Origin of the sequence: Sulfitobacter sp. M39 (assembly GCF_021735935.1) — a bacterium.
In the GTDB taxonomy this organism is placed as follows: Bacteria; Pseudomonadota; Alphaproteobacteria; order Rhodobacterales; family Rhodobacteraceae; genus Sulfitobacter.
Genome location: NZ_WMDZ01000001.1, coordinates 2,626,982 through 2,646,986, shown reverse-complemented (window position 1 = coordinate 2,646,986; position 20,005 = coordinate 2,626,982). Strand labels below are relative to the sequence as shown.

The window sequence follows — 20,005 nt, the reverse complement described above, 5'->3', positions numbered from 1 at the left end:
GAAATGGGGCAAGTTCGGAAAGGGTGGGTGACCCGATACAGATCAGGTCCGAGGCAACGCGGCAAGCCGGACGTCAAAATGACAGAAAGCCGAAGCGTTCAATGCGGCAGTATAAACCGGAACTAAACGGCCGGAACAAGAACAGAAGCTTAGCCGCGGGGCATCTTGAGCACGACATCGCGCCCGCGGCGGTTATACCGCAATTCGGCCTCGCCAATCGCGGAGACGCGGCCACCATCCAGACGGTCCCCGACCGCAACCTTTTGGTACCGCCCGTTGCTCAGCCGGATCAAGGCGCGGCGGCTTGAGGGTTTGCCGTACACCCCGATCAGATTGATTTGACGCAATTTGATCGCATTTTTCACAGTTGCCTGCTTCGATACGGAGGCTTTCGACGGCACCGATGGCTGTACCACCTGCGGGGTGACGGCTGTCGGCGCGCTGGCCACCGTCACAGGCGCAGGCTGCGCGCGTTCGGCACGGCGTACGATGCGCGAAAAGTTACCGGGGCGCGTGTCTGGACGCTTGGACACTTCTGTCGCGTATTGCGTCGCGTTGTTCACGGGCTCTTGCGGCAATGCGGCTTTGATCGCGGCAGCGGCGGCCTCTGCTGCGGCGTCAACCTCGGCCTGCTTGGCAGCAGCGGCGGCCTTGATGACGTCGGCGCTGCGCAGGGTCGGGCGGAAGGCGGCAAGCTCGTTGCGGGTCACCCCGCCCAGATTGGCGCGCTCGTTCTGTTCGGGCAGATCCTCGGGGCGCAGCTTGGGGCGAAAGCCGAGCAGGGCGGCAACAACCGTATCCTCTTCCTCTTCGACCACACCGGGGCGGGCGAGGGTCGCAGGGGGCACACGGGCCGGTTGCCCGGCGAAAACCAAAACCCCATCCGCGTTCAATGTGCCATTCGCACTTGGAGCAACCAGACCACGATCATCCAGCGTGAACGACGTGCCCGCCGCCGCCGGAGGGGCCGAGCTGATATCGACCGTATCCCCGCCAAAGGACGCGAGCGTCGGCAGTGCAACAGCGTCATTTGAGGTGCTGACGGGATCAATGCTGGTCATGAACAGATCATCCAGCGTCACCATTGACGGCGCTTTTGGTGTCTTTGGTGCGATGGCCCAAATGCCGGTCGTCGCGTATTTCGCTTCGATTTCCTGCGCGGTCAGCTCGCGTGGTTGCAACTGCTGTGGCACGCGCATCGCGTCCAAAACTGCACCGTCCTCATCGCTGAGCGTGGGATCAAGCGCGGCGACGGTGGTGTCGGCCGTATCCTCGGGCGGGGCCTGCGGCACGATGGGGTCCTCGCGGCTTTCCACCTGCTGTTTGACCGCCGGCTCCGGCGGGGCAGAAGCGGACTGCGTGGTGTCACGGCTGCCAAAGAGACGCGATAGCGCCAACCCGTCATCAAGGAAGACGGACGCCCAAGCCGCGACGCCCGCGAGGAACACCAGCAAAGCTGCGGTCAGGACCAGCCCCAAAAAGCGCGGCTTGCCTCCGATGGACTGCTCTTTGCGGGCCCCGAAAACGGTCATCTGGTCGACTTCGCTGGCACCCGTGGCAAGGGCCTTGCCGGGAATGGGTGCCGCTTTTGCCGCCATTGGTTTGGGCGGAGGTGGTGTTGCGCGGGGCTTGCGGCGTTTCAGAAAGCCGAAAGGCGACGACTTGACGGGCTGCGCGGGCTTGGCCCCGGTTAACGAACTGCTATCGGGGACCGGCCCGCCCGTGTGCGACAAGGGCTGCACGCTACCGCGCGCGGCGGTGCCGGTGACGATAGGTGCGTTGCGTCGGCTAGAAAAATCTGCGGGGCCTTTCGTTGCGGCAGGTGCCGCGGGCGGGGATTTGGACACGGCGGGCGCGGGCTTGGGTGTCGCTGCCGCGTTTTTCTCAACCGATGGAGCAGCTGGTTTCTGTACGGCGGGTGCCGGTGCCTTGCCAGCTGACACTTCGGGCGTTTTGGCGGGGGGCGACGACTTGCTTGGCGGGGGCGTCACCGATGGGGACGCGGGTGCAACGCGAGGCGCGTCAAGCTTTGCCGCTTTGGGCGCGGGGCCGTCTGCTGGTTTCTGGCTTGCAGGCTGAGGCGCATCAGCCGTCTTTGCTTCCGGCTTTGCGGCATCAGCCGCCGGAGCATCCGACGTGCTGTCACCCTCCTGCGACGCATCCGCCGTCACATCATCGGCCTTCCCGGGGTTTTCCGCATCAGCAGCCGCATCGCCTTTCGGCGGCGAAGTATCCTCCGGAGGCAGCTCCACATCGCCCAGGATAACGAATGGCCCTTTGTCACGCTCCACAGAATCGCCCGGTTCCAACCACTTGGGGGCGGTATCTGTTGGGCCAAAAAACGCCTCGCCGGTAAAATCATGATCGTCGGACTGCGCGGCAAAGCTGACGGGGTGAAAACGATGCTCGGTCGCGAACGCTTCGGCCTCGGCTAGTGTTTCGCGGGCGACGGCGGCGATATGGGTGCGGGGGCCATCATGGCTAGTGTCAAAGACCAGATCTTCGACGGCGTAGGGCGTCGCGCCATCAAGCGCCACCTCGGCCTGTTCGCGCCGCGCCTGATCGCTAAGCCCTGCGGTGTCGATCGTCATATACTTGATTTGATCGCTCGGAATCAGCAGCTTACTGCGCAGGCCGCTCGGCTCTAGCGCGGTGGCGGTGCTTCGCAAGGCGGCCAGTTGGGCGGCCATATCCTCCGCGTCGACGGCCACTTCACCCACCTGCCGCCATCCATCAGGGGCGCGGTGCAGGAGGCGAATACCTTCGAAGGAGAGAGACAGTGCAAAATTGGGCTTCATTGGAACGCTTTTGACTAGAGGCATTGGGACGGTGGGACATTCGGACGGCTGCAGATTGCCAATACCATGGGGATCGCCTGCAAAACAGAGCGCCCGTTCACAGCAAAAGAATAGAGCAGTAGTTTGCTCATGAAAAGAGCGGAGCGCAGAGGAGGCTTGCGGCAACTTAGGCGGGAGGCCACATATGTTGCCAAGGGATATCACAGTAAAAAAGGTCATGAATATGCGAATGTTGAAAATTGCTGCGATCGTCTGTGCCGGTTTTGCGTCAGGGGCGTTGGCGCAACAAGCACCTCAGGGGATCACCGTGAATGGCGAGGGCATTGTATCGCTTGCCCCTGATACCGCGACGATCCGCTTGGGCGTGAGCGAGCGGGCGGCCTCTGCTTCGGACGCAATGGCGCAGACTTCTGAAAAAGTGCGCGGCATTCTAGACCAATTGGACACATTGAAGATCGCGGGCCTCGACCGTCAGACCAGCGGGCTTTATCTGCGGCCCGTCTATGACAATCGCCCCCGCGAAGATGCGTCCCCGGTGGAAGTATCGGGCTATGAGGCGGGTAACACCGTCAGCGTGACGGTTCGCGATTTAAGCAAACTCGGGCAATTGCTTGATGCGGTCGTGGCCGAGGGCGCGAATGATTTCAACGGCTTGCAATTCGGATTGCAAGATAATGCAGCGGCGCTGGCTAAGGCCCGAGAGGGGGCCGTTAAGGATGCGATGGCGCGTGCGCAGCAGCTTGCAGATGCCGCTGGCGTTAAGCTTGGTAAACTCACCAGCATGTCCGAATCGAGCCAGGGTTTCCGCCCGATGGAAATGCGGGGTGCCCAGATGAAAAGTATGGATATGCCCATCGAGACCGGAGAGATCGACATCAGCGCGCAGGTCACGCTGCAGTTCGAAATCGCCGAGGCTGACTAACCCTCTGCTGCCCCGAGGCATTTGACGATTTGAATAGGTAAACATACCCCCGCCAAAGGGTTGCTTTGGCGGGGGTCTTTTATGGGGCCTACCCTAAGCCGTCGCTTTGGCCAGCGCTTGATCAAGATCGGCGATAAGGTCGGCGGCATCCTCTGTCCCGATGGAAACGCGCACAACATTCGCGCCGGCGCCCGCGGCTTCTTGCTGCTCGGGGCTAAGCTGACGGTGCGTGGTGGAGGCAGAGTGGATGATCAGCGACCGGGTGTCGCCAAGATTTGCGACATGGCTGAAAATCTCCAACGCATTTACCAATTTGACGCAGGCGTCGTATCCGCCCTTCACCGCAAAGGTGAACAACCCGCCGGCCCCCTTGGGGCAAACGCTTTTCGCACGCTCGAAATAGGGCGAGGATTCCAGCCCCGCATAGGTGACATAGTCAACGCGGTCATCATTCTCGAGCCAAGTCGCGATTTTCTGCGCGTTTTCTACGTGGCGTTCCATGCGCAGCGAAAGTGTCTCTGTCCCCATCAGGGTGTAATGCGCGGCCTGCGGGTTCATTGTCATGCCAAGATCCCGCAAACCGATGGCGATGCCGTGGAAGGTAAAGGCCAAGCCGCCAAAGGTCTCGTGAAAGTTAAGACCGTGGTAAGCAGGTTCCGGTTGGCTCAGCGACGGGAATTTATCATTCGCGGACCAATCGAACTTGCCTGAATCCACAATACAGCCGCCTGTTACCGTGCCGTTGCCGGTCAGGTATTTCGTCGTCGAATGTACCACCAGAGTCGCGCCAAGTTCGATCGGGCGGCACAGGTAGGGCGTCGCCGTTGTGTTGTCGATGATCAGCGGAACGCCTGCCGCATCCGCCACGTCGGCAATGGCACGTACGTCCATGATGTAGCCGCCAGGATTGGCAATGGCTTCGCCAAAGATCGCGCGGGTATCGTCGTCAACCGCTGCTTTCACGGCATCAACGTCGTCAAAGTCGACAAACTTGCAAGACCAACCGAAACGTTTAATCGTTTGGCTGAACTGCGTCACCGTGCCCCCATATAGACGGGTAGAGGCGATAATGTTCTTGCCCGGCCCCATCAGCGGGAACAATGCCATAATCTGTGCCGCGTGCCCGGAAGAGCAACACACGGCACCAACGCCCCCCTCAAGCGTGGCGATGCGTTCCTGCAAGACAGCAACGGTCGGGTTCGTCAGGCGGGAATAGATGAACCCCACTTCTTGCAGGTTGAACAACGCCGCCGCGTGGTCCGCATCGCGAAACACATAGGCCGTGGTTTGGTAGATCGGCGTCTGCCGCGCACCGGTCGCCGGATCAGGTTTGGCCCCTGCGTGTATCTGCAGGGTATCAAAACCATAGTTGGGGCTATCTGTCATCGTTGCTCTCCCTAAAATTGTCTTCAATATGGTTAGGTGAACCGATGTAAACGCACAAGCTGTAGGTCGCGTCTGTCACGCATAGAAGGTTGTATATAGACTAGGAAAAAATGAAGTCGACGCTACCGCATCCAGTAGCCGTTTGATTTCAAACGATTCCGAATGGCCTGCTCTTTGCGCGGCAAGTTGTCCTGATCAAAGAGGGCCCGTGCCTTGCGACCGCGGCCTTGGTACACCATCCGCTTGATCGCCTCCGAACCCTTTAAAACTTTCTTCAGTTTATTTGGTGCTGCAATCGTTTCTAAAGTGTCAACGACGTGGTCCGGTTCGCGTGCGTAAAGCAGGGGCAGCAGGCGATAGTGGCAGCTAACCGATCCGTCGATCAGCCCGTCAGGCAATGTATTGCGCCCCCCACCAAGCGAATGAATCACCAGCGGCAAGGCGATTTGGTCAAGCCATGGGTCAAATGACTGCGCGCACAGCTCTTCTGGTGCGTCATCCCGGATCGCAAGCGCATAGTGCAGAAACTTTTCACCAAATTCGTGAGGGCAACGATAGAAAAAGAAGCCGGCGTTGAAGTACAGGTACCGTTGCCAATAGTCGTCGGGCTGAGACAGATCGAGGCTGCTGTCAAAATCTAGGTTGAATTTATCGTAAAGGGATTTCCACAGACCGGCGTATTGTGGTCCGTAGAGCTGGGGAACAGGCCATGTGTTCGTGCGCCGCATGGATGCCATCGGGCGGTCAAAGTCGAAGGGCACCGACGGCAGGTCACCTGTGATTAACGTGTCCGTATCGAAGAAAACGAAGGGCTCAGCTTTTGGAAGCGCATTGAGCATTTCGATTTTATTTCCATATGGATAGCTCTCGCCGAAGTGCTTTGTGTCAAACGGGATCACCTCTGCGCCAAGGTTGTGGAGCGCGCTGATAACATCGGGGTTCTTGATTCGTGGATCTTCCGACCAAAGCGGGCCGGGCTGCGGCTCCATCACATAGAGGTCGCCCGAAAAATGGGGGCTGTGGTGGCGCAGCGATGCGGCAAATAGCAGAGCCTCATAGGCCAGCCGCCCGTGTTGCCCGACGATCGCAATGTTGAAAGCCTGATCCGGCCGGGAAGCATGGGACACGGGTCACCCCTATCTTTTCGTATGCGTACAGAACACATAAGATGTGTCACAAATTCGCATTGGAACACAACGGATCAAACGGCTGTGCCGCTATACTTTAGTATAGTCGAAAGGGGAAAGTGGTGGGCGACCCTGGAATCGAACCAGGCGTGCGTCTCCGCGAGGGAGTTACAGTCCCCTGCCACACCTTGCGGCCTGTCGCCCACTTTCACCCTGTGCATTGCACCGGATGTGAAGGCGTGATTACAAGCGGGCAGTATAGGCGTCAAGGCGAAAACCGGCGCGAAATGCAGGGAATTTTACCTTGCGATGAAAGATAGAAGGTTCGGCGATGAAAAAACCTAAGTGGGTTGTGCAAAAAGAGCAGGAAAAGAAGGCAGATGCGAACCAAACAGTTTGGTTGTTTGGCCTTCATGCAGTGCGCGACGCGCTGGAAAATCCCGCGCGTGAAAAGATTAAGCTGATGGTTACGCCGAATGCTCAGATCAAGCTGGAAGAAGCGATTGCCAAAGCCGGCATTGAACCAGAGGTCGTTGATCCGCGAAAATTTCGCCCGCCGCTGGACCCCGGGTCGGTGCATCAAGGAGCCGTACTAGAGGTCAAACCGTTAAGCTGGGGATCGCTCAAGGATGTCTGCATCGGGGCTGAAGCGCCGCGGGTGTTGCTGCTGGATCGGGTGACAGACCCGCATAACGTTGGTGCAATTCTGCGGTCCGCAGAGGTGTTGGGCGCATCGGCGGTTGTGGGCATGCGTCATCACGCTGCGCCCGAGACCGGTGCGCTTGCGAAAACAGCGAGTGGCGCACTGGAGCGGCAGCCGTATTTGCGTGTCCGGAACCTGGCCGATGCGATCAAGGAGCTTCAATCGATGGGGTATCTTGTTCTTGGTCTGGACGGCGAAGCCGATATGACCGTCGAATCTGCGCTGGAGGGCAAGCGCGACCGTCCGGTGGCGCTTGTGCTGGGGGCCGAAGGGCCAGGTCTGCGTGAAAAAACCAAAGAAACCGTCGATGCGTTGGTCCGAATCGACGCAGGGCGCGGGTTCGGTTCGCTAAACGTGTCGAATGCAGCGGCAATCGCGTTATATGCGTCGCGGGATCACAGCTGAGCATAATTGCATGAATTACCCGACAAAAATCGCGACATGCTGTTTTTGCGGCAGCAAGGCCGCGCTGACATTGGGGGCAGGGCGGCACGAGTTGGCTTGCGCACAATGCGGCGCACCATTGCATGATTTGAAACAAATTCCGCTCCCTCGCGATTCTGAAAAGCTCAATAACTGCAGCAGGCCTGCGGCGGGGCTGCGGAAATTTCCACATGCCCAACCGGCAGCTGCTATTCGCAAGCCTAAGCATCGAAAAGTGAAGAAAAAGAAAACCTGGATTACGAAAATCGCGAGTGAGGTCGCGGATGTGCTCGACGATATATTTGACTAGTTTAGGTTGCCAGAAGCAAGACGCGGCGGAAAACAGCCGGCGCATTCATCGTTTCTTCACGGATTTGTCACATGCTCTTTGAATGGAGCAAATCGTTCCTACCTACTGTGTATGACGGTGAGTTTGGAACTCTCGCCGATCACCTAACTGTCCCTCGTTCCATACCTTTGCGCCCTCACGTTTATCGTCGAGGGCGCTTTTTTTTGAACCGCTAAAGGTTTAGTAAGACGCATGACTTACACCGATGCCCAACTGAAAAATATTCTGACGCAGACGAAGCGTATCGCGGTCGTGGGGGCTTCGCTGAACCCGGTTCGGCCAAGTTATTATGTCACGCGATATTTGAAGACCAAGGGGTACGAAATTGTCCCGGTAAATCCGGAGCATGCGGGGAAGACACTATTTGGGGCAACGGTGGTGTCGCAGCTGTCGGACATCGAGGGTGGCGTTGACATGGTCGATATTTTTAGACGGTCAGTGACTGTGCCAGAAATCGTTGACGAGGCACTACAGGTGTTTCCTGATCTGGCGACGATCTGGATGCAAATCGGGGTGCAGCATCCTGAAGCTTCCGCAAAAGCGGAAGCAAAGGGGGTGACCGTCATTCAAAACAGATGCCCGAAGATTGAATATCAACGGCTTTTCGGGGAATAGCGCATGGGATGCTTCGCAACGGAAATAATCTCCAACAAGATTTGATCCCAGTTTACTAGGCGTCACGAAATTTACTGTGGTAAACGAGCCCCGTATTAGCGGGCGGCTTTTTCAGCGAGGCCGCTTTTCGCCTGCCGGCGGCTCAGTTCATCCAGTACATCTGACAGCGCGACGTCGCGGGACGCGAGCATGACAAGCAGGTGGTACAGCACATCTGCGGCTTCCGATGTCAGACCAGCTTTATCGTCCTTCACGGCCTCAATGATCGCTTCGACCGCTTCTTCACCGAATTTTTCGGCGCATTTCTCGGGGCCTTTTGCCAAAAGCTGCGCCGTCCAACTACTTGCCGGATCCGCAGTTTTTCTTGATTGGATTGTTACAAATAGATCGTCGAGCGTCATGAGAGCCTCATTGGGATACCGGCATCGGCCATATGTTGTTTCGCTTGAGCGACTGTAAATTCGCCGAAGTGAAAGATCGAGGCTGCGAGCACCGCTGAAGCGCCGCCCTGAACGACGCCATCGACAAGATGATCAAGCGTTCCGACACCGCCAGAGGCGATGACAGGCACAGAAACCGCGTCGGAAATCGCGCGCGTTAGCGGAATGTTAAACCCTTGCTTGGTACCGTCACGATCCATAGAGGTAAGCAGAATCTCTCCTGCGCCTTTCTTTGTAACCGTCTTTGCGAATTCGACGGCATCTATGCCCGTGGGTTTGCGGCCACCGTGGGTAAAAATCTCCCATTTTCCGGGAGCGACGGTTTTCGCATCGATGGCACAGACAATGCACTGGCTGCCGAATTGGTCTGCTGCCTGCGCAATAATGTCCGGATTAGCCACCGCGGCAGAGTTAAAGCTAACCTTGTCGGCACCAGCCAAAAGCAGCGCGCGAACATCTGCAACGGTGCGTACACCGCCACCAACGGTAAGCGGGATGTAGCAGTGTTCGGCAGTGCGTGTGACCAGGTCGAACATGGTACCACGGTTTTCATGGGTGGCGTGGATATCAAGAAAACAAAGCTCGTCTGCCCCTGCAGCGTCATATGCGATGGCTGCGTCAACCGGATCACCGGCATCGCGCAAGCCAACAAAATTAACGCCTTTGACAACGCGACCATCGGCGACGTCGAGGCAGGGAATAATACGGGTCTTTAGCATGTCTTCTTTCTCGCGACGGGGCAGCGGAATAAACCGTTGGAGGGCTGTCTGCCCTCCAAACCACCCGAGGATTTTAAACCATTTGGAAACTTAGGCGAGGGCCGTCAAAGCTTCGCTGAGGTCTATCGCACCATCATAAAGCGCCCGGCCGGAAATGGCACCGGATATCACGCCAGTTTCTTTCAGCGCCTCAAGGTCTGCAAGGGAGCTGACCCCCCCGGAGGCGATGACAGGAATATTAACGGCACGTGCCAAAGCGGCGGTGGCGTCGATGTTTGGACCGCCCATGGCCCCATCCCGCATGATATCGGTGTAGATCAGCGCGGCGACACCTGCATCTTCGAAGGATTTAGCGAGATCTGTAACCATTACGTCGGTTTCCTCAGCCCATCCCTTGGTCGCCACGCGGCCATTTCTGGCGTCAATGCCAACCGCGACCTTGCCCGGAAAAGCACGCGCTGCTTCACGCACCAAAGCGGGGTTTTCAACTGCGACAGTGCCCAGAATGACGCGTGCCAGACCCTTGTCTAGCCAAGCTTCGATCGTCGCCATATCGCGAATGCCGCCTCCCAACTGGGCGGGGACGTTGCAAGACTTCAAAATCGCTTCAACCGGGGCGGCATTGACCGGGGTCCCCGCAAAGGCGCCGTTCAGGTCCACCAGGTGCAGCCAAGTGCAGCCTGCATCCACAAACTCTCGAGCCTGAGCAGCGGGGTCATCGTTGAAAACAGTGGATTTTTCCATGTCGCCGTGCACGAGACGAACGGCTTGGCCGTCTTTAAGATCGATAGCAGGGTAGAGGATCATAGCATTGCCCTTGGCATTGGGGGAGTTGGTTCCAATTGCCATGACGCGCGGGTTTTTGCAACGCAGCAGAGGTGTCCCCTACGTCAAGCTTGCTTGAATCATCGTATTGGCTTCAATCTGACGGCATATCGGGAGGATATATCATGAAAAGAACGATTTTTGCGGCCATTGTTGGCATGGGTTTTGCTGGGACAGCTATGGCTGCTGACCCCGCGGTTGGCGTTTGGAAAACGCAGCCGGACGACGGGGCATACGCACATGTGAAAATGACCCCTTGTGGCGGCGCCGTCTGCGGTACAATTCAGCGAACATTCAATGCGTCGGGAGAGTATAAGTCCGAAAACATCGGAAAACAGTTGGTCATCGACATGAAACCCGATGGAAGCGGTAAATATGCCGGTAAGGTTTGGCGGCCTTCCAACAACAAGATCTACATCGGCAAAATGACTGTGGCGGGCAACAGCCTGAAGCTTTCGGGCTGTGTCGCTGGCGGATTACTGTGTTCAAAGCAGGATTGGCAACGGGTCCAGTAACTCTTCTAATTTCGTCCCATTTTAGTGGGATTTGTGCGAATCGGGGCGCGGGTGTACTCTATACCCGCGCCTTGGTTTTTTGGTGCGTTGCTAAAAAGCTGTAAGGCATGTGTCGCTTGGGGGAGTGATACGATGTTTTTACCAAAATATATTTTCTTTGCTGCTATTTTTGCAGCGTCTTCGACCACTGTATTTGCTGATGTCGTTGAAGGTGTCTGGAGGTCTGCGCCGGATGTTAACGGATTAGTGGTTCACGTGAGAGCAAAGCCTTGCGGCTCTGCGCTTTGCGGGACCGTTGAGCGTGCTAAGGACCGGCGCGGATATGACAAGCGCTCTACAGCGGTTGGTAAACGGGTCTTCTGGGATATGAAGCCGCAACCTGACGGGAGCTATGTCGGCACGTTGCTGGAGCCTTCTGCCTCTAAGAAGCATAAGGCGACGATGCTGGTCGACGGGAATGCAATGCGGTTACAGACCTGCACGGGAAATGCTTGCGACGAAATGATCTGGACCCGCCTTCGTTAGAAGACGGTGCCCGGTTCAGGGGCGCCAGTTCAGGAAGTTCGCAATCATACGAAGGCCGGTTGTCTGGCTTTTTTCTGGGTGGAATTGCATGCCGATCATGGTGTCACGGCCGATAACAGCGGTGACGTCACCAGCATAGTCGACATGCGCCAGCCGCTCGGCCTCATCGTGTACATCCATATGGTAACTATGGACAAAATACGTATGATCCCCGCTTTCTATTCCTTCGAAAACAGGGTGAGGGTGGTCTATGACAAGGTCGTTCCATCCCATATGTGGTACTTTTAGGGAGGGATCGCGAGGCTTGATCTTGGTCACTTCGCCACTGATCCAACCCAAGCCCGCTGTGTCTTCATACTCGCGCCCCATGGAGGCCATCAACTGCATGCCAACACATATCCCGAGGAAGGGGCGGCCCTTGTCGACGGCGGATTCGACCATGGCGGCATAGATGCCGCTTTGGCCTTTCAGCGCCGCCATACAGGAGGGGAATGCGCCATCGCCGGGCAGGACAAGGCGGTCGGCGCGTGCCACGACATCGGCGTCAGCGGTGACCACCACATCGCCAGCATTGCATTCACGCGCCATCCGTTCAAATGCCTTATGCGCCGAATGAAGGTTGCCCGATTCGTAATCGATAATCGCAGTTAACATCGTTACAGCGCACCCTTGGTCGAGGGGATATCAGAAGATTTCCGAGGGTCGGTTTCTACCGCTTCGCGCAGAGCGCGGGCGACAGATTTAAAGACCGCCTCGGCGATGTGGTGGCTGTTCAGGCCATGCAGCATATCGATGTGCAATGTGATACCCCCGTGCGTGCTGAGCGCTTGGAAAAACTCACGCACGAGCTCGCTATCGAAGTTCCCGATTTTTGCGGTCGGCAGGTCCACATTCCAGATCAAAAACGGCCGTGCCGACAGATCAAGCGCGGTGCGGACCAACGCATCGTCCATCGGTAGCAGGCACGCGCCGTACCGGCGAATGCCACGTTTATCACCCAACGCGGTGCTTAGCGCTTGGCCGAGTGCGATGCCCACATCCTCAACCGTATGGTGGTCATCAATGTGTAGATCGCCTTTTGCGTTGATTTTCATATCGATCAGCGAATGGCGCGCCAGTTGATCCAGCATGTGATCGAAGAACCCGATGCCGGTGTGATTGGCGTACGATCCGGTCCCGTCTAGGTTGATTTCGACGCTGATCTTGGTCTCTGCGGTCGAGCGATTGATTGTGGTCTGGCGCATATGAATATCTCCGTCTTTCGGGCTCTTATAGCAGGGCAGGCCGTCGCGCCAAGACAAAGCGTTTCGATGCCGATCGGCCCCAATCAGCGATTGCGGCTGTTGTCCCCTTATGTCAGCTTGGGCGTGTCGCAACCAGCCGAAGGCCTGCTCATGTCTACCTGCGTTTTTATCCAGATCCGGTGCCGGCCCGGCAGTACCTATCGCGTCGCCGAAGAGGTTGCGCTGCGGGAAATACACTCCGAACTGTATTCGACGTCCGGGGATTACGATCTTTTGATGAAGCTTTATATTCCTTCGGGAAAAGATATTGGTGTTTACATCAACGACAACCTTCTGGACATCGAAGGGATTGAACGTTCGCTTACGACGATGACGTTCAAAGCATTTTGAGGCTCCTGTTTTCGACACTCCTTTGCGGAGCTGTTTTTTCGGGTCCGGTACATGCGCTTACCTATGAAGGGGAAGAGGCCGCTGCGTTGCGCTGCGCCAATATGATTGCCTATACGGGCGTGACACTGTCGCGCGCTGACATGATCGGCGATGATGAAAAGATTATCATGCTGGGTGTCACCGTCCTGATCCTAGAGCGACACGTCAGCGGAACGCGGGCGCAAAAGAAAGCGGCTATGGCCCAAATGCGTGACCGCCGCACAATTGATCAGACCCTAGAGGACTACCGCAAGCATGCGGCGCAGTGTCTGGTGCAGTTCCCGATCAACTAGAGTTAGGCGGCGGCGCATTTGGTTGCATAGCGCATTTCAGCGCGCGAAAGCGCTCGCTCGAACGTCTTTTTCACCCGTTGAGTTCGGTTTGCGTTAGGCGAAATAGGCGTGCCGACCGACAAGCTTATTTTATGCTGCGTCTCGCTGTCCGGCAGCAAATCCATGGCATCCATTTTCGCCTGCAGTCCCGCCTCCATCCTGTCCCATTCGGGCAGGTTGGGGTCACGGGTAATACACAAGAAAGCCCCGTTGCCTTCGTACGACATCAGCAGGTGGGGGCAGGTGATGAGATCGGTCAGAGTTTCTGCCAAGGTAGTGAGGAGATGAAGGAAATTTTGGTGGGAGGTTTCTTCGAAAATACCTTCTGCATCATCAATCGAGACACAGAACACTTGATAGTTGTCGAGCTCACTACGATCGAGCTGCGTGATGTAGTTGCCAAGGGAGAACGATAGGATCAGCCGGCCGACATTCGCCAAAAAGACCTTGTCCGCCAATATGAAATCTTCCGCTACCGACGTGCCCTCTTTTGAGAGGTCGCTCGCGTCGATGCGTTTGATCGTCTTCGACGATACTAGCAGGCGTTCGGCAACGCGAATCCGGTTGTAGATGTCCTTTAGGTTAAATGGCTTGGCGATGTAATCATTCGCCCCGGCAGCAAACGCTTTCTCAATCGAAATCGAGTCTGTCTTGGCCGTCAGCATCAAGATTGGCTTATTCTCATAGCCGGGGAGGGCGCGAATTCTGCGGCAAAGCTCAATCCCGTCCATTTCAGGCATGTCGACGTCCAGCAGCATGCAATCAAAGGGCACCTTCTGTGCGCTGATCATTTCAAGCGCAGCGGGGCCCGATGGCGCAGTATGCAGATCGTTCAAATCTGCTTGTTCAAACATCGCGGGAAGGAGCTCTAGAATGAATGGATCATCGTCGACGGCTAGAATTTTCAATTTGGTCTCCTTCCGAGGATTGCTTCGAGGTTCCGAGGCAACGTATGTCGAACTCCCTAAACGATAGTGAACAAAACCGGCAACAATAAGACTAATCGAAAAATTCACCCTGTGCGGGAATTATGCGCGTTTGTGCCGCGAAGGTGAATAGATAAAATACTGGCCGAGGAAAACTTCATATGACAGATGCCGTAAAATCGGCGTAATTTTAATCTAGTGATCGCAAACACGCCTAGCCCAACGGACCCATGCAATGAAAAGTACAGTTTTAACGATTTTCCTAGTCACCGCTATTCTTACGTCTGGATGTACCGCTCCGGTAGCGGACCGGACGTCCCAATTCGGTACATCGGTTGGCACGATGAGCTTCAAAGAAAGCCGCGAGAGCGACAATGCGATGCTAGAGCAGACCGCCGCGCTTGATGCGCTGATGCGGGATATCGTGCGCGATTCCACCATCAAGCATGCCGCTGTCGGGGCCGCCGTGGGCTGCGGCATTTCTGTGCTTGCTGCATCCAACGCCTCTGGGTGCTTGCGTGCGGCTGCGGCCGGTGGGGTCGTTGGCGCTGTTAGCGGGAATCTCGCAGGGAAGCGCAAAGTTGCCCAGCGGATGGAGCTGGTTTCCGCGAATGAACTGGTGCGCAGTATTCGTAAGTCAAATGACAAGCTGGGTCATATCACAACCGATCTGCCCCAAATGCTGGCGCAGCAAGAAGAAGATGTGGCAACGTTGACGCAGCTCAAGTCCTCTGGCGGAATTTCAGACGATGAGTATGACGCGCAGCTCGCCGCTATTCGTACCAATCGGGCGGAGGTCGCCGAGGCATTGGTGCTGTCATCAAAGCAGGCGAAGCTGGCGCAAAGCAACCTCGCTGCAGCCGCTGATCAAGGGCAAACCGGCTTGGAGTGGCACATTCGCGCTATCGAACAGATGGAGCGCGAAACACTGTCAGCAAGATCGACGATATCATTGCTCTAAACCCGATAACCGCGTGCTGCGGGCGTGCTCGCTGGGGGGGCATTTCGCGGGGGTGACCAAAAGAAGCATTTGGCAGGTACTTCGGCGACCGGTGCCGCGTACTTTCCCTGTTTAAAGATAGGAACTTATGGCGGCATACGACGGACACTAGCCACCCACGGATGCCGGGGCTGTCGGAGATAAAACGGCAGTGTGTAGATTTCCACGCGGAAGTGAGCCGGGTTTTCCATCGAGAAGTGAGCCACCTTTAGGTTATGTTGCAGGTTTCAGGGTTGGGACAAGACATCATTGCCCTCCCTTTTTTTCCGCGCTGCGACGGCTGCACTGGCCTTGAAGCGGAAGCTGTCGTTGCCGGTCTCAAGGATGTGGCAGCGGTGGGTCAGGCGGTCGAGGAGCGCGGACGTCATTTTGGGGTCCCCAAAGACCGTGGCCCATTCGCTGAAGCTCAGGTTCGTGGTGATCACTGCCCGGCAGGGCATTGCGCAGCAATGTCCCGAGAGGGACGACGCTGGTGCGTTCGTAAAGTTTGCTGAGCAGATGGAAGAGTAACGCGCCGCGTGATGCGCTGAACGGTAGGTAGCCAAGTTCGTCCAGGATCACGAGATCAAGACGGACAAGGCTTTCGGCGATATGCCCAGCTTTGCCTTTGGCCTTCTCCTGTTCGAGCGTGTTGACGAGCTCAATTGTTGAGAAGAAGCGGACCTTGCGGCGATGATGTTCGACGGCCTGCACGCCGAGGGCGGTTGCAATATGGGTTTTTCCAGTGCCGGGGCCGCCGATCAGGACAACGTTCTGCGCGCCGTCCATGAACTCACAGCGATGAAGCTGCCTTATAGTGGCCTCGTTGATCTCACCGGCGGCGAAGTCGAAGCCGGAGAGGTCCTTATAAGCTGGGAAGCGGGCCGCCTTCATATGATAGGCAATGGACCGGACCTCACGTTCTGCGACCTCAGCCTTCAGCAACTGGGCGAGCATAGGCACCGCGGCGTCAAATGCCGGTGCGCCTTGTTCCATCAGGTCGGAGACGGCCTGTGCCATGCCGTGCATCTTCAGGCTGCGCAGCATGACGATGATGGCACCGCTGGCAGGATCATGACGCATGGCGGCCTCCGGCGGCCTGCGCCCGCAGATCATCATAGCGTTCGACATTGGCCTTTGGCTCACTCCGCAGAACAAGGGCTTGTGGGGTGTCGATGTTAGGCCCGCCGATCGTCTTTCTGTCGATCAGCCGGTGCAGAAGATTCAGGATATGGGTTTTTGTGGCGACACCCTCGGCCAAGGCCATTTCCACTGCCACCAGCACGGCCTGTCCATCATGCTGAAAGCATGCCTCCGGCATGACGTGATGCAGAACCAGCGCCAGGATATCGACCATTTCCCGGTCCCCACCAGGCTTTCGCAGCATGAGGTCTTGCAGCTGCTTGAAGGCCGGAGGGAATTCCGCAAAAGGTCCGCCGTTCCTGAGCACCCCTGATTTGAGCTGATGGACCGCCAGATAATGCAGCCAGCCGTAGATTGTCCGTGGTGGGAGTTGATGGCTGCGCTCAATCACCCGCACATGCTCCCACAGGATCTGACCCTCGGCAGCGACTACCAGCCTGTCCGGATAAACCCGCAGGCTCACCGGGCGGTTCGCAAAGGACGCCGGAACGCTATACCGATTGCGCTCGAAGCTAATCAGGCACGTTGGGGAGACCCGTTTGCTGTGCTCGACAAACCCATCCAAGGCGGGTGGCAGCGGCATCAGCGCGGTCTGCTCTGCGGTCCAGACGTCAGCAACACTCCCGAGCAGTATTGCATGCGGGATTTCGTTCCACAGCGCAAAGCAGCGCTGTTCCAGCCAGTCGTTCAGGGCCGCAAGATCGGCGAAGTCCGGCATGGGTTGCCACAATCGGTGTCGAGAATCCTGCACGTTCTTCTCGACCTGCCCCTTCTCCCAGCCCGCCGCCGGGTTGCAGCACGCAGGCTCGAACACATAATGGAGCGCCATCGCGAGGAAGCGCATGTTGATTTGTCGCTCCTTCCCGCGAGCGACGCGTTCGACCGCAGTGCGCATGTTATCGTAGATCCCGCGCACCGGGATGCCGCCAATTACACGGACTCCGTGTCAGTGGGCATCGAACAGCATCCATTGACCGGCAGTGCATTTGCAAAGGAAATGTCACGAGAGGGACATGCGTTTGCAGCAGATAGGCCCGAACCAGAAAAACTCGGCTGTGCGACAGCTTGATGTGGGCGACTTGTAGCTTGGTGCGCTCGCCACCCAGAACGGCAAAATCCTCGCTCCAATCAAACTGGAAGGCCGCGCCCTGTCGTTTGCTGCTCCCGCTGCCGATCAACCCGCCAGTTACGCATAAAAGCCGCGACCCGACCGTAAGACTGTTGATTGTCACTGATAACTGACCCGGCATTGTCACTGAGACTTGACCCACCCAGTTGTTATGTTCTTTGCTTTATGATGGCGTCAATGCCGCTTTCTCCTTTCGTTTTTGTTTGGCTGTCGCCGAGCTGGCCTTGAACCGATAGCTGTCATTGCCGGTCTCGAGAATGTGGCAACGATGTGTGAGGCGGTCGAGGAGCGCGGTGGTCATCTTGGCATCACCGAACACGCTGGCCCATTCGCTAAAGCTCAGGTTGGTTGTGATAACGACGCTGGTGCGCTCGTAGAGTTTACTCAGAAGGTGGAACAGCAGCGCGCCACCCGAAGCGCTGAACGGCAAATATCCCAGCTCATCCAAGATCACCAAATCGGCTTTCACCAGCGCCTCGGCGATCTTTCCTGCCTTGCCTTGGGCCTTTTCCTGCTCCAACGCATTGACCAACTCGACCGTGGAGAAGAAGCGCACACGCTTGCGATGATGCTCGATTGCTTGAATGCCGAGGGCGGTAGCGACATGCGATTTTCCCGTTCCAGGGCCTCCGATCAGCACTACATTCTCAGCCGCCTCCATGAACTCGCATCGATGAAGTTGACGGACCAAAGCTTCACGGACTTCGCTGGCGCTAAAGTCGAAGCCAGAGATGTCTTTGTATGCCGGAAAGCGTGCTGCCTTCATGTGGTAGGCGATGGAACGCACCTCACGTTCAGCTATTTCGGCCTTAAGCAGCTGCGACAACATGGGGATCGCTGCATCGAAAGCGGGCGATCCCTGCTCATGCAGGTCCTGCACGGCCTGTGCCATGCCCGGCATCTTCAGGCTGCGCATCATAATGACGATGGCAGCGCCTGCGGGATCATGACGCATGACGTGTTCCTCCTGTAGTGCGTAGCCCGTCATATCGTGCGACATTGGCCTCGGGCTCCTTATTCAAAGAAAGGGCCGCAGGCGGGGTCACATCGGGCTGGTCTATCGGTGCGCCATCCACCAGCCTGTGAAGTAGGTTCAAGACATGGGTTTTTGTTGGTACGCCCGCATCCAGCGCCATTTCCACCGCGCAAAGCACGGCCTGTTCGTCATGGTGGAGCACCAAGGACAGAACGTCGACCATCTCGCGGTCACCACCTGGCCTACGCAACATATGATCCTGCAGCTTCCGGAACCCTTCTGGCATCTCAACGAAGGGCGCCCCGTTGCGCAGCGCGCCGGGTTTGCGTTGAACCACCGCCAGATAATGGTGCCAGTCATAAATAACGCGCCCTGGCTGACGGTGTGAGCGTTCAATAATGCGCTCATGCGTGCAGACCACATGGCCTTCGGCGACGATGACCAGCCGTTCAGGATAGATGCGGAGACTGACAGGGCGGTTCGCAAAGCTGGCAGGCACTGAGTAGCGATTACGGTCGAATGCTATCAGACAAGTGGGGGGATACCCGCTTGCTCTGCTCGACAAAGCCGTCAAACATTGTGGGCAGTGGCATCAGCGCGGCCTTCTCGGCGTCCCAGACATCCGCAATATTGCCAGGCAATCTGCCATGCGGTGTCTCGGCCCACAGAAGCTTGCAGCGCTCCTCCAGCCATTCATTCAGCGCATTGAGGTTCGGAAAGGCGGGCATGAGTTGCCAAAGCCGATGGCGGGCGTCGCGCACATTCTTCTCAACCTGACCTTTCTCCCACCCTGCCGCGGGATTGCAGAACTCAGGGTCAAAGACATAATGGCTGGTCATCGCAAGGAACCGTGCGTTTACATCGCGCTTCTTTCCGACGCCAATCCGGTCGACGGCTGTCTTCATGTTGTCATAGACGCCACGCCCCGGAACACCCTCAAACACTCGAAAGCCATGCCAGTGGGCATCGAACAGCATCTCATGCGTTTGCAGCCGATAGGCCCGGACCAGAAATGCGCGGCTATGAGACAGCTTGATATGGGCGACCTGAAGCTTGAGGCGTTCGCCCCCGACATAGGCCCAGTCCTCGCTCCAGTCGAATTGGAACGCCTCGCCTGGCTGAAAGACCAACGGCACGAAAACACCACGGTCAGTCGTATGTTGAGCACGCTGTCGTTCGCCCTTCCAGTTCCGCACGAAGGCCGCGACACGCTCATATGAACCATCAAAACCGAGCTGAACCAGATCCGCATGCATCTGCTTGGCCGTTCGCCGTTCCTTCCGTGATTTACGCTGCTCAGACAGCAACCAGCCTGTCAGCTTATCAGCATAAGGGTCCAACTTGCTCGGTCGGTTCAAAATCTGGAACTCGGGCTCAACTATCCCTGTCCGCAGATACTTCTTGATCGTGTTGCGAGACACCCCTGTCCGGCGCGCAATCTCGCGGATGGGCATCTTGTCTCGCAGAGCCCATTTCCGAATAATCCTCAGAAATCCCATG

At 57.1% G+C, this 20,005-nt stretch carries 19 protein-coding genes, 1 tRNA gene and 3 pseudogenes; 9 read left to right on the top strand and 14 right to left on the bottom strand.

What is annotated here, in order from left to right; translation table 11 throughout:
* Positions 1–149 precede the first annotated feature (149 nt).
* Positions 150–2,798: a hypothetical protein gene (locus GLP43_RS12725; RefSeq protein WP_237279598.1), complete on the bottom strand. Its 2,649-nt coding sequence runs from the start codon at positions 2,796–2,798 to the stop codon at positions 150–152.
* A gap of 229 nt (positions 2,799–3,027) precedes the next feature.
* On the opposite strand from GLP43_RS12725, the gene GLP43_RS12720 reads away from it, so the two are divergent.
* Positions 3,028–3,720, top strand: a complete 693-nt coding sequence (locus GLP43_RS12720; RefSeq protein WP_237279597.1) for an SIMPL domain-containing protein — start codon at positions 3,028–3,030, stop codon at positions 3,718–3,720.
* A gap of 93 nt (positions 3,721–3,813) precedes the next feature.
* On the opposite strand, the gene GLP43_RS12715 is transcribed toward GLP43_RS12720, so the two are convergent.
* From GLP43_RS12715 to GLP43_RS12705, 3 genes are all read right to left on the bottom strand, one after another.
* On the bottom strand, positions 3,814–5,106 hold the full coding sequence (locus GLP43_RS12715) for an O-acetylhomoserine aminocarboxypropyltransferase/cysteine synthase family protein (protein ID WP_005854311.1): 1,293 nt from the start codon (positions 5,104–5,106) through the stop codon (positions 3,814–3,816).
* A 122-nt stretch (positions 5,107–5,228) separates the two neighbouring features.
* Positions 5,229–6,233, bottom strand: coding sequence for a hypothetical protein (locus GLP43_RS12710; protein WP_237279596.1), 1,005 nt, complete (start codon positions 6,231–6,233; stop codon positions 5,229–5,231).
* A 120-nt stretch (positions 6,234–6,353) separates the two neighbouring features.
* A tRNA-Tyr gene (locus GLP43_RS12705) sits at positions 6,354–6,437 on the bottom strand.
* A 127-nt stretch (positions 6,438–6,564) separates the two neighbouring features.
* On the opposite strand from GLP43_RS12705, the gene rlmB reads away from it, so the two are divergent.
* From rlmB to GLP43_RS12690, 3 genes are all read left to right on the top strand, one after another.
* The gene (gene rlmB, locus GLP43_RS12700) at positions 6,565–7,341 is read left to right on the top strand and encodes a 23S rRNA (guanosine(2251)-2'-O)-methyltransferase RlmB (protein WP_237279595.1); all 777 of its coding nucleotides are present in this window, start codon (positions 6,565–6,567) and stop codon (positions 7,339–7,341) included.
* 10 nt (positions 7,342–7,351) lie between these two features.
* On the top strand, positions 7,352–7,669 hold the full coding sequence (locus GLP43_RS12695) for a hypothetical protein (protein WP_237279594.1): 318 nt from the start codon (positions 7,352–7,354) through the stop codon (positions 7,667–7,669).
* Positions 7,670–7,900: 231 nt separating this feature from the next.
* The gene (locus GLP43_RS12690; RefSeq protein ID WP_237279593.1) at positions 7,901–8,323 is read left to right on the top strand and encodes a CoA-binding protein; all 423 of its coding nucleotides are present in this window, start codon (positions 7,901–7,903) and stop codon (positions 8,321–8,323) included.
* A gap of 95 nt (positions 8,324–8,418) precedes the next feature.
* Here the strand turns inward: GLP43_RS12690 and GLP43_RS12685 are convergent, their stop codons facing one another.
* The 3 genes from GLP43_RS12685 to hisA form a co-directional block, all read right to left on the bottom strand.
* Complete coding sequence (locus GLP43_RS12685; RefSeq protein WP_237279592.1) at positions 8,419–8,724, bottom strand: phosphoribosyl-ATP diphosphatase; 306 nt, start codon at positions 8,722–8,724, stop codon at positions 8,419–8,421.
* A complete protein-coding gene (gene hisF, locus GLP43_RS12680; RefSeq protein WP_074634551.1) occupies positions 8,721–9,482 on the bottom strand; it encodes an imidazole glycerol phosphate synthase subunit HisF in 762 nt (253 codons plus the stop codon). Before hisF ends, GLP43_RS12685 begins: the two co-directional genes overlap by 4 nt.
* 90 nt (positions 9,483–9,572) lie before the next feature.
* Complete coding sequence (gene hisA, locus GLP43_RS12675) at positions 9,573–10,289, bottom strand: 1-(5-phosphoribosyl)-5-[(5-phosphoribosylamino)methylideneamino]imidazole-4-carboxamide isomerase (RefSeq protein WP_237279591.1); 717 nt, start codon at positions 10,287–10,289, stop codon at positions 9,573–9,575.
* A 143-nt stretch (positions 10,290–10,432) separates the two neighbouring features.
* On the opposite strand from hisA, the gene GLP43_RS12670 reads away from it, so the two are divergent.
* Entirely contained in the window at positions 10,433–10,822 is a 390-nt protein-coding gene (locus GLP43_RS12670) for a DUF2147 domain-containing protein (RefSeq protein WP_237279590.1), read from the top strand.
* Positions 10,823–10,954: 132 nt separating this feature from the next.
* Positions 10,955–11,347 carry a DUF2147 domain-containing protein gene (locus tag GLP43_RS12665; protein WP_237279589.1) on the top strand — a complete coding sequence of 131 codons (393 nt, stop codon included), beginning with the start codon at positions 10,955–10,957 and terminating at the stop codon, positions 11,345–11,347.
* 15 nt (positions 11,348–11,362) lie between these two features.
* On the opposite strand, the gene hisH is transcribed toward GLP43_RS12665, so the two are convergent.
* Both hisH and hisB read right to left on the bottom strand, forming a co-directional pair.
* On the bottom strand, positions 11,363–12,001 hold the full coding sequence (gene hisH, locus GLP43_RS12660; RefSeq protein ID WP_237279588.1) for an imidazole glycerol phosphate synthase subunit HisH: 639 nt from the start codon (positions 11,999–12,001) through the stop codon (positions 11,363–11,365).
* 2 nt (positions 12,002–12,003) lie between these two features.
* On the bottom strand, positions 12,004–12,591 hold the full coding sequence (gene hisB, locus GLP43_RS12655) for an imidazoleglycerol-phosphate dehydratase HisB (RefSeq protein ID WP_237279587.1): 588 nt from the start codon (positions 12,589–12,591) through the stop codon (positions 12,004–12,006).
* A 150-nt stretch (positions 12,592–12,741) separates the two neighbouring features.
* Between hisB and GLP43_RS12650 the strand changes: the two genes are divergently transcribed.
* Both GLP43_RS12650 and GLP43_RS12645 read left to right on the top strand, forming a co-directional pair.
* On the top strand, positions 12,742–12,981 hold the full coding sequence (locus GLP43_RS12650; protein WP_005854294.1) for an Lrp/AsnC ligand binding domain-containing protein: 240 nt from the start codon (positions 12,742–12,744) through the stop codon (positions 12,979–12,981).
* 101 nt (positions 12,982–13,082) lie between these two features.
* A complete protein-coding gene (locus GLP43_RS12645) occupies positions 13,083–13,313 on the top strand; it encodes a hypothetical protein (RefSeq protein ID WP_237279586.1) in 231 nt (76 codons plus the stop codon).
* 2 nt (positions 13,314–13,315) lie between these two features.
* Here GLP43_RS12645 and GLP43_RS12640 read toward each other — a convergent pair whose 3' ends face one another.
* Complete coding sequence (locus GLP43_RS12640; protein WP_237279585.1) at positions 13,316–14,260, bottom strand: response regulator; 945 nt, start codon at positions 14,258–14,260, stop codon at positions 13,316–13,318.
* 361 nt (positions 14,261–14,621) lie between these two features.
* Here GLP43_RS12640 and GLP43_RS12635 point away from each other — a divergent pair, with 361 nt between their 5' ends.
* Positions 14,622–15,239, top strand: coding sequence for a hypothetical protein (locus GLP43_RS12635; protein WP_237279584.1), 618 nt, complete (start codon positions 14,622–14,624; stop codon positions 15,237–15,239).
* Positions 15,240–15,505: 266 nt separating this feature from the next.
* Here the strand turns inward: GLP43_RS12635 and istB (GLP43_RS12630) are convergent.
* From istB (GLP43_RS12630) to istA (GLP43_RS12615), 4 genes and pseudogenes are all read right to left on the bottom strand, one after another.
* Positions 15,506–16,340, bottom strand: a pseudogene (gene istB / locus GLP43_RS12630) (IS21-like element helper ATPase IstB).
* Positions 16,330–17,618: pseudogene (gene istA / locus GLP43_RS12625) on the bottom strand (IS21 family transposase); the annotation flags it as partial. The pseudogenes istB (GLP43_RS12630) and istA (GLP43_RS12625), both read right to left, overlap by 11 nt.
* A 74-nt stretch (positions 17,619–17,692) precedes the next feature.
* On the bottom strand, positions 17,693–18,484 hold the full coding sequence (istB, locus tag GLP43_RS12620; RefSeq protein WP_237278124.1) for an IS21-like element helper ATPase IstB: 792 nt from the start codon (positions 18,482–18,484) through the stop codon (positions 17,693–17,695).
* Positions 18,474–20,004 (bottom strand): annotated as a pseudogene (istA, locus tag GLP43_RS12615) (IS21 family transposase). Before istA (GLP43_RS12615) ends, istB (GLP43_RS12620) begins: the two are co-directional and overlap by 11 nt.
* Position 20,005: the final 1 nt, after the last annotated feature.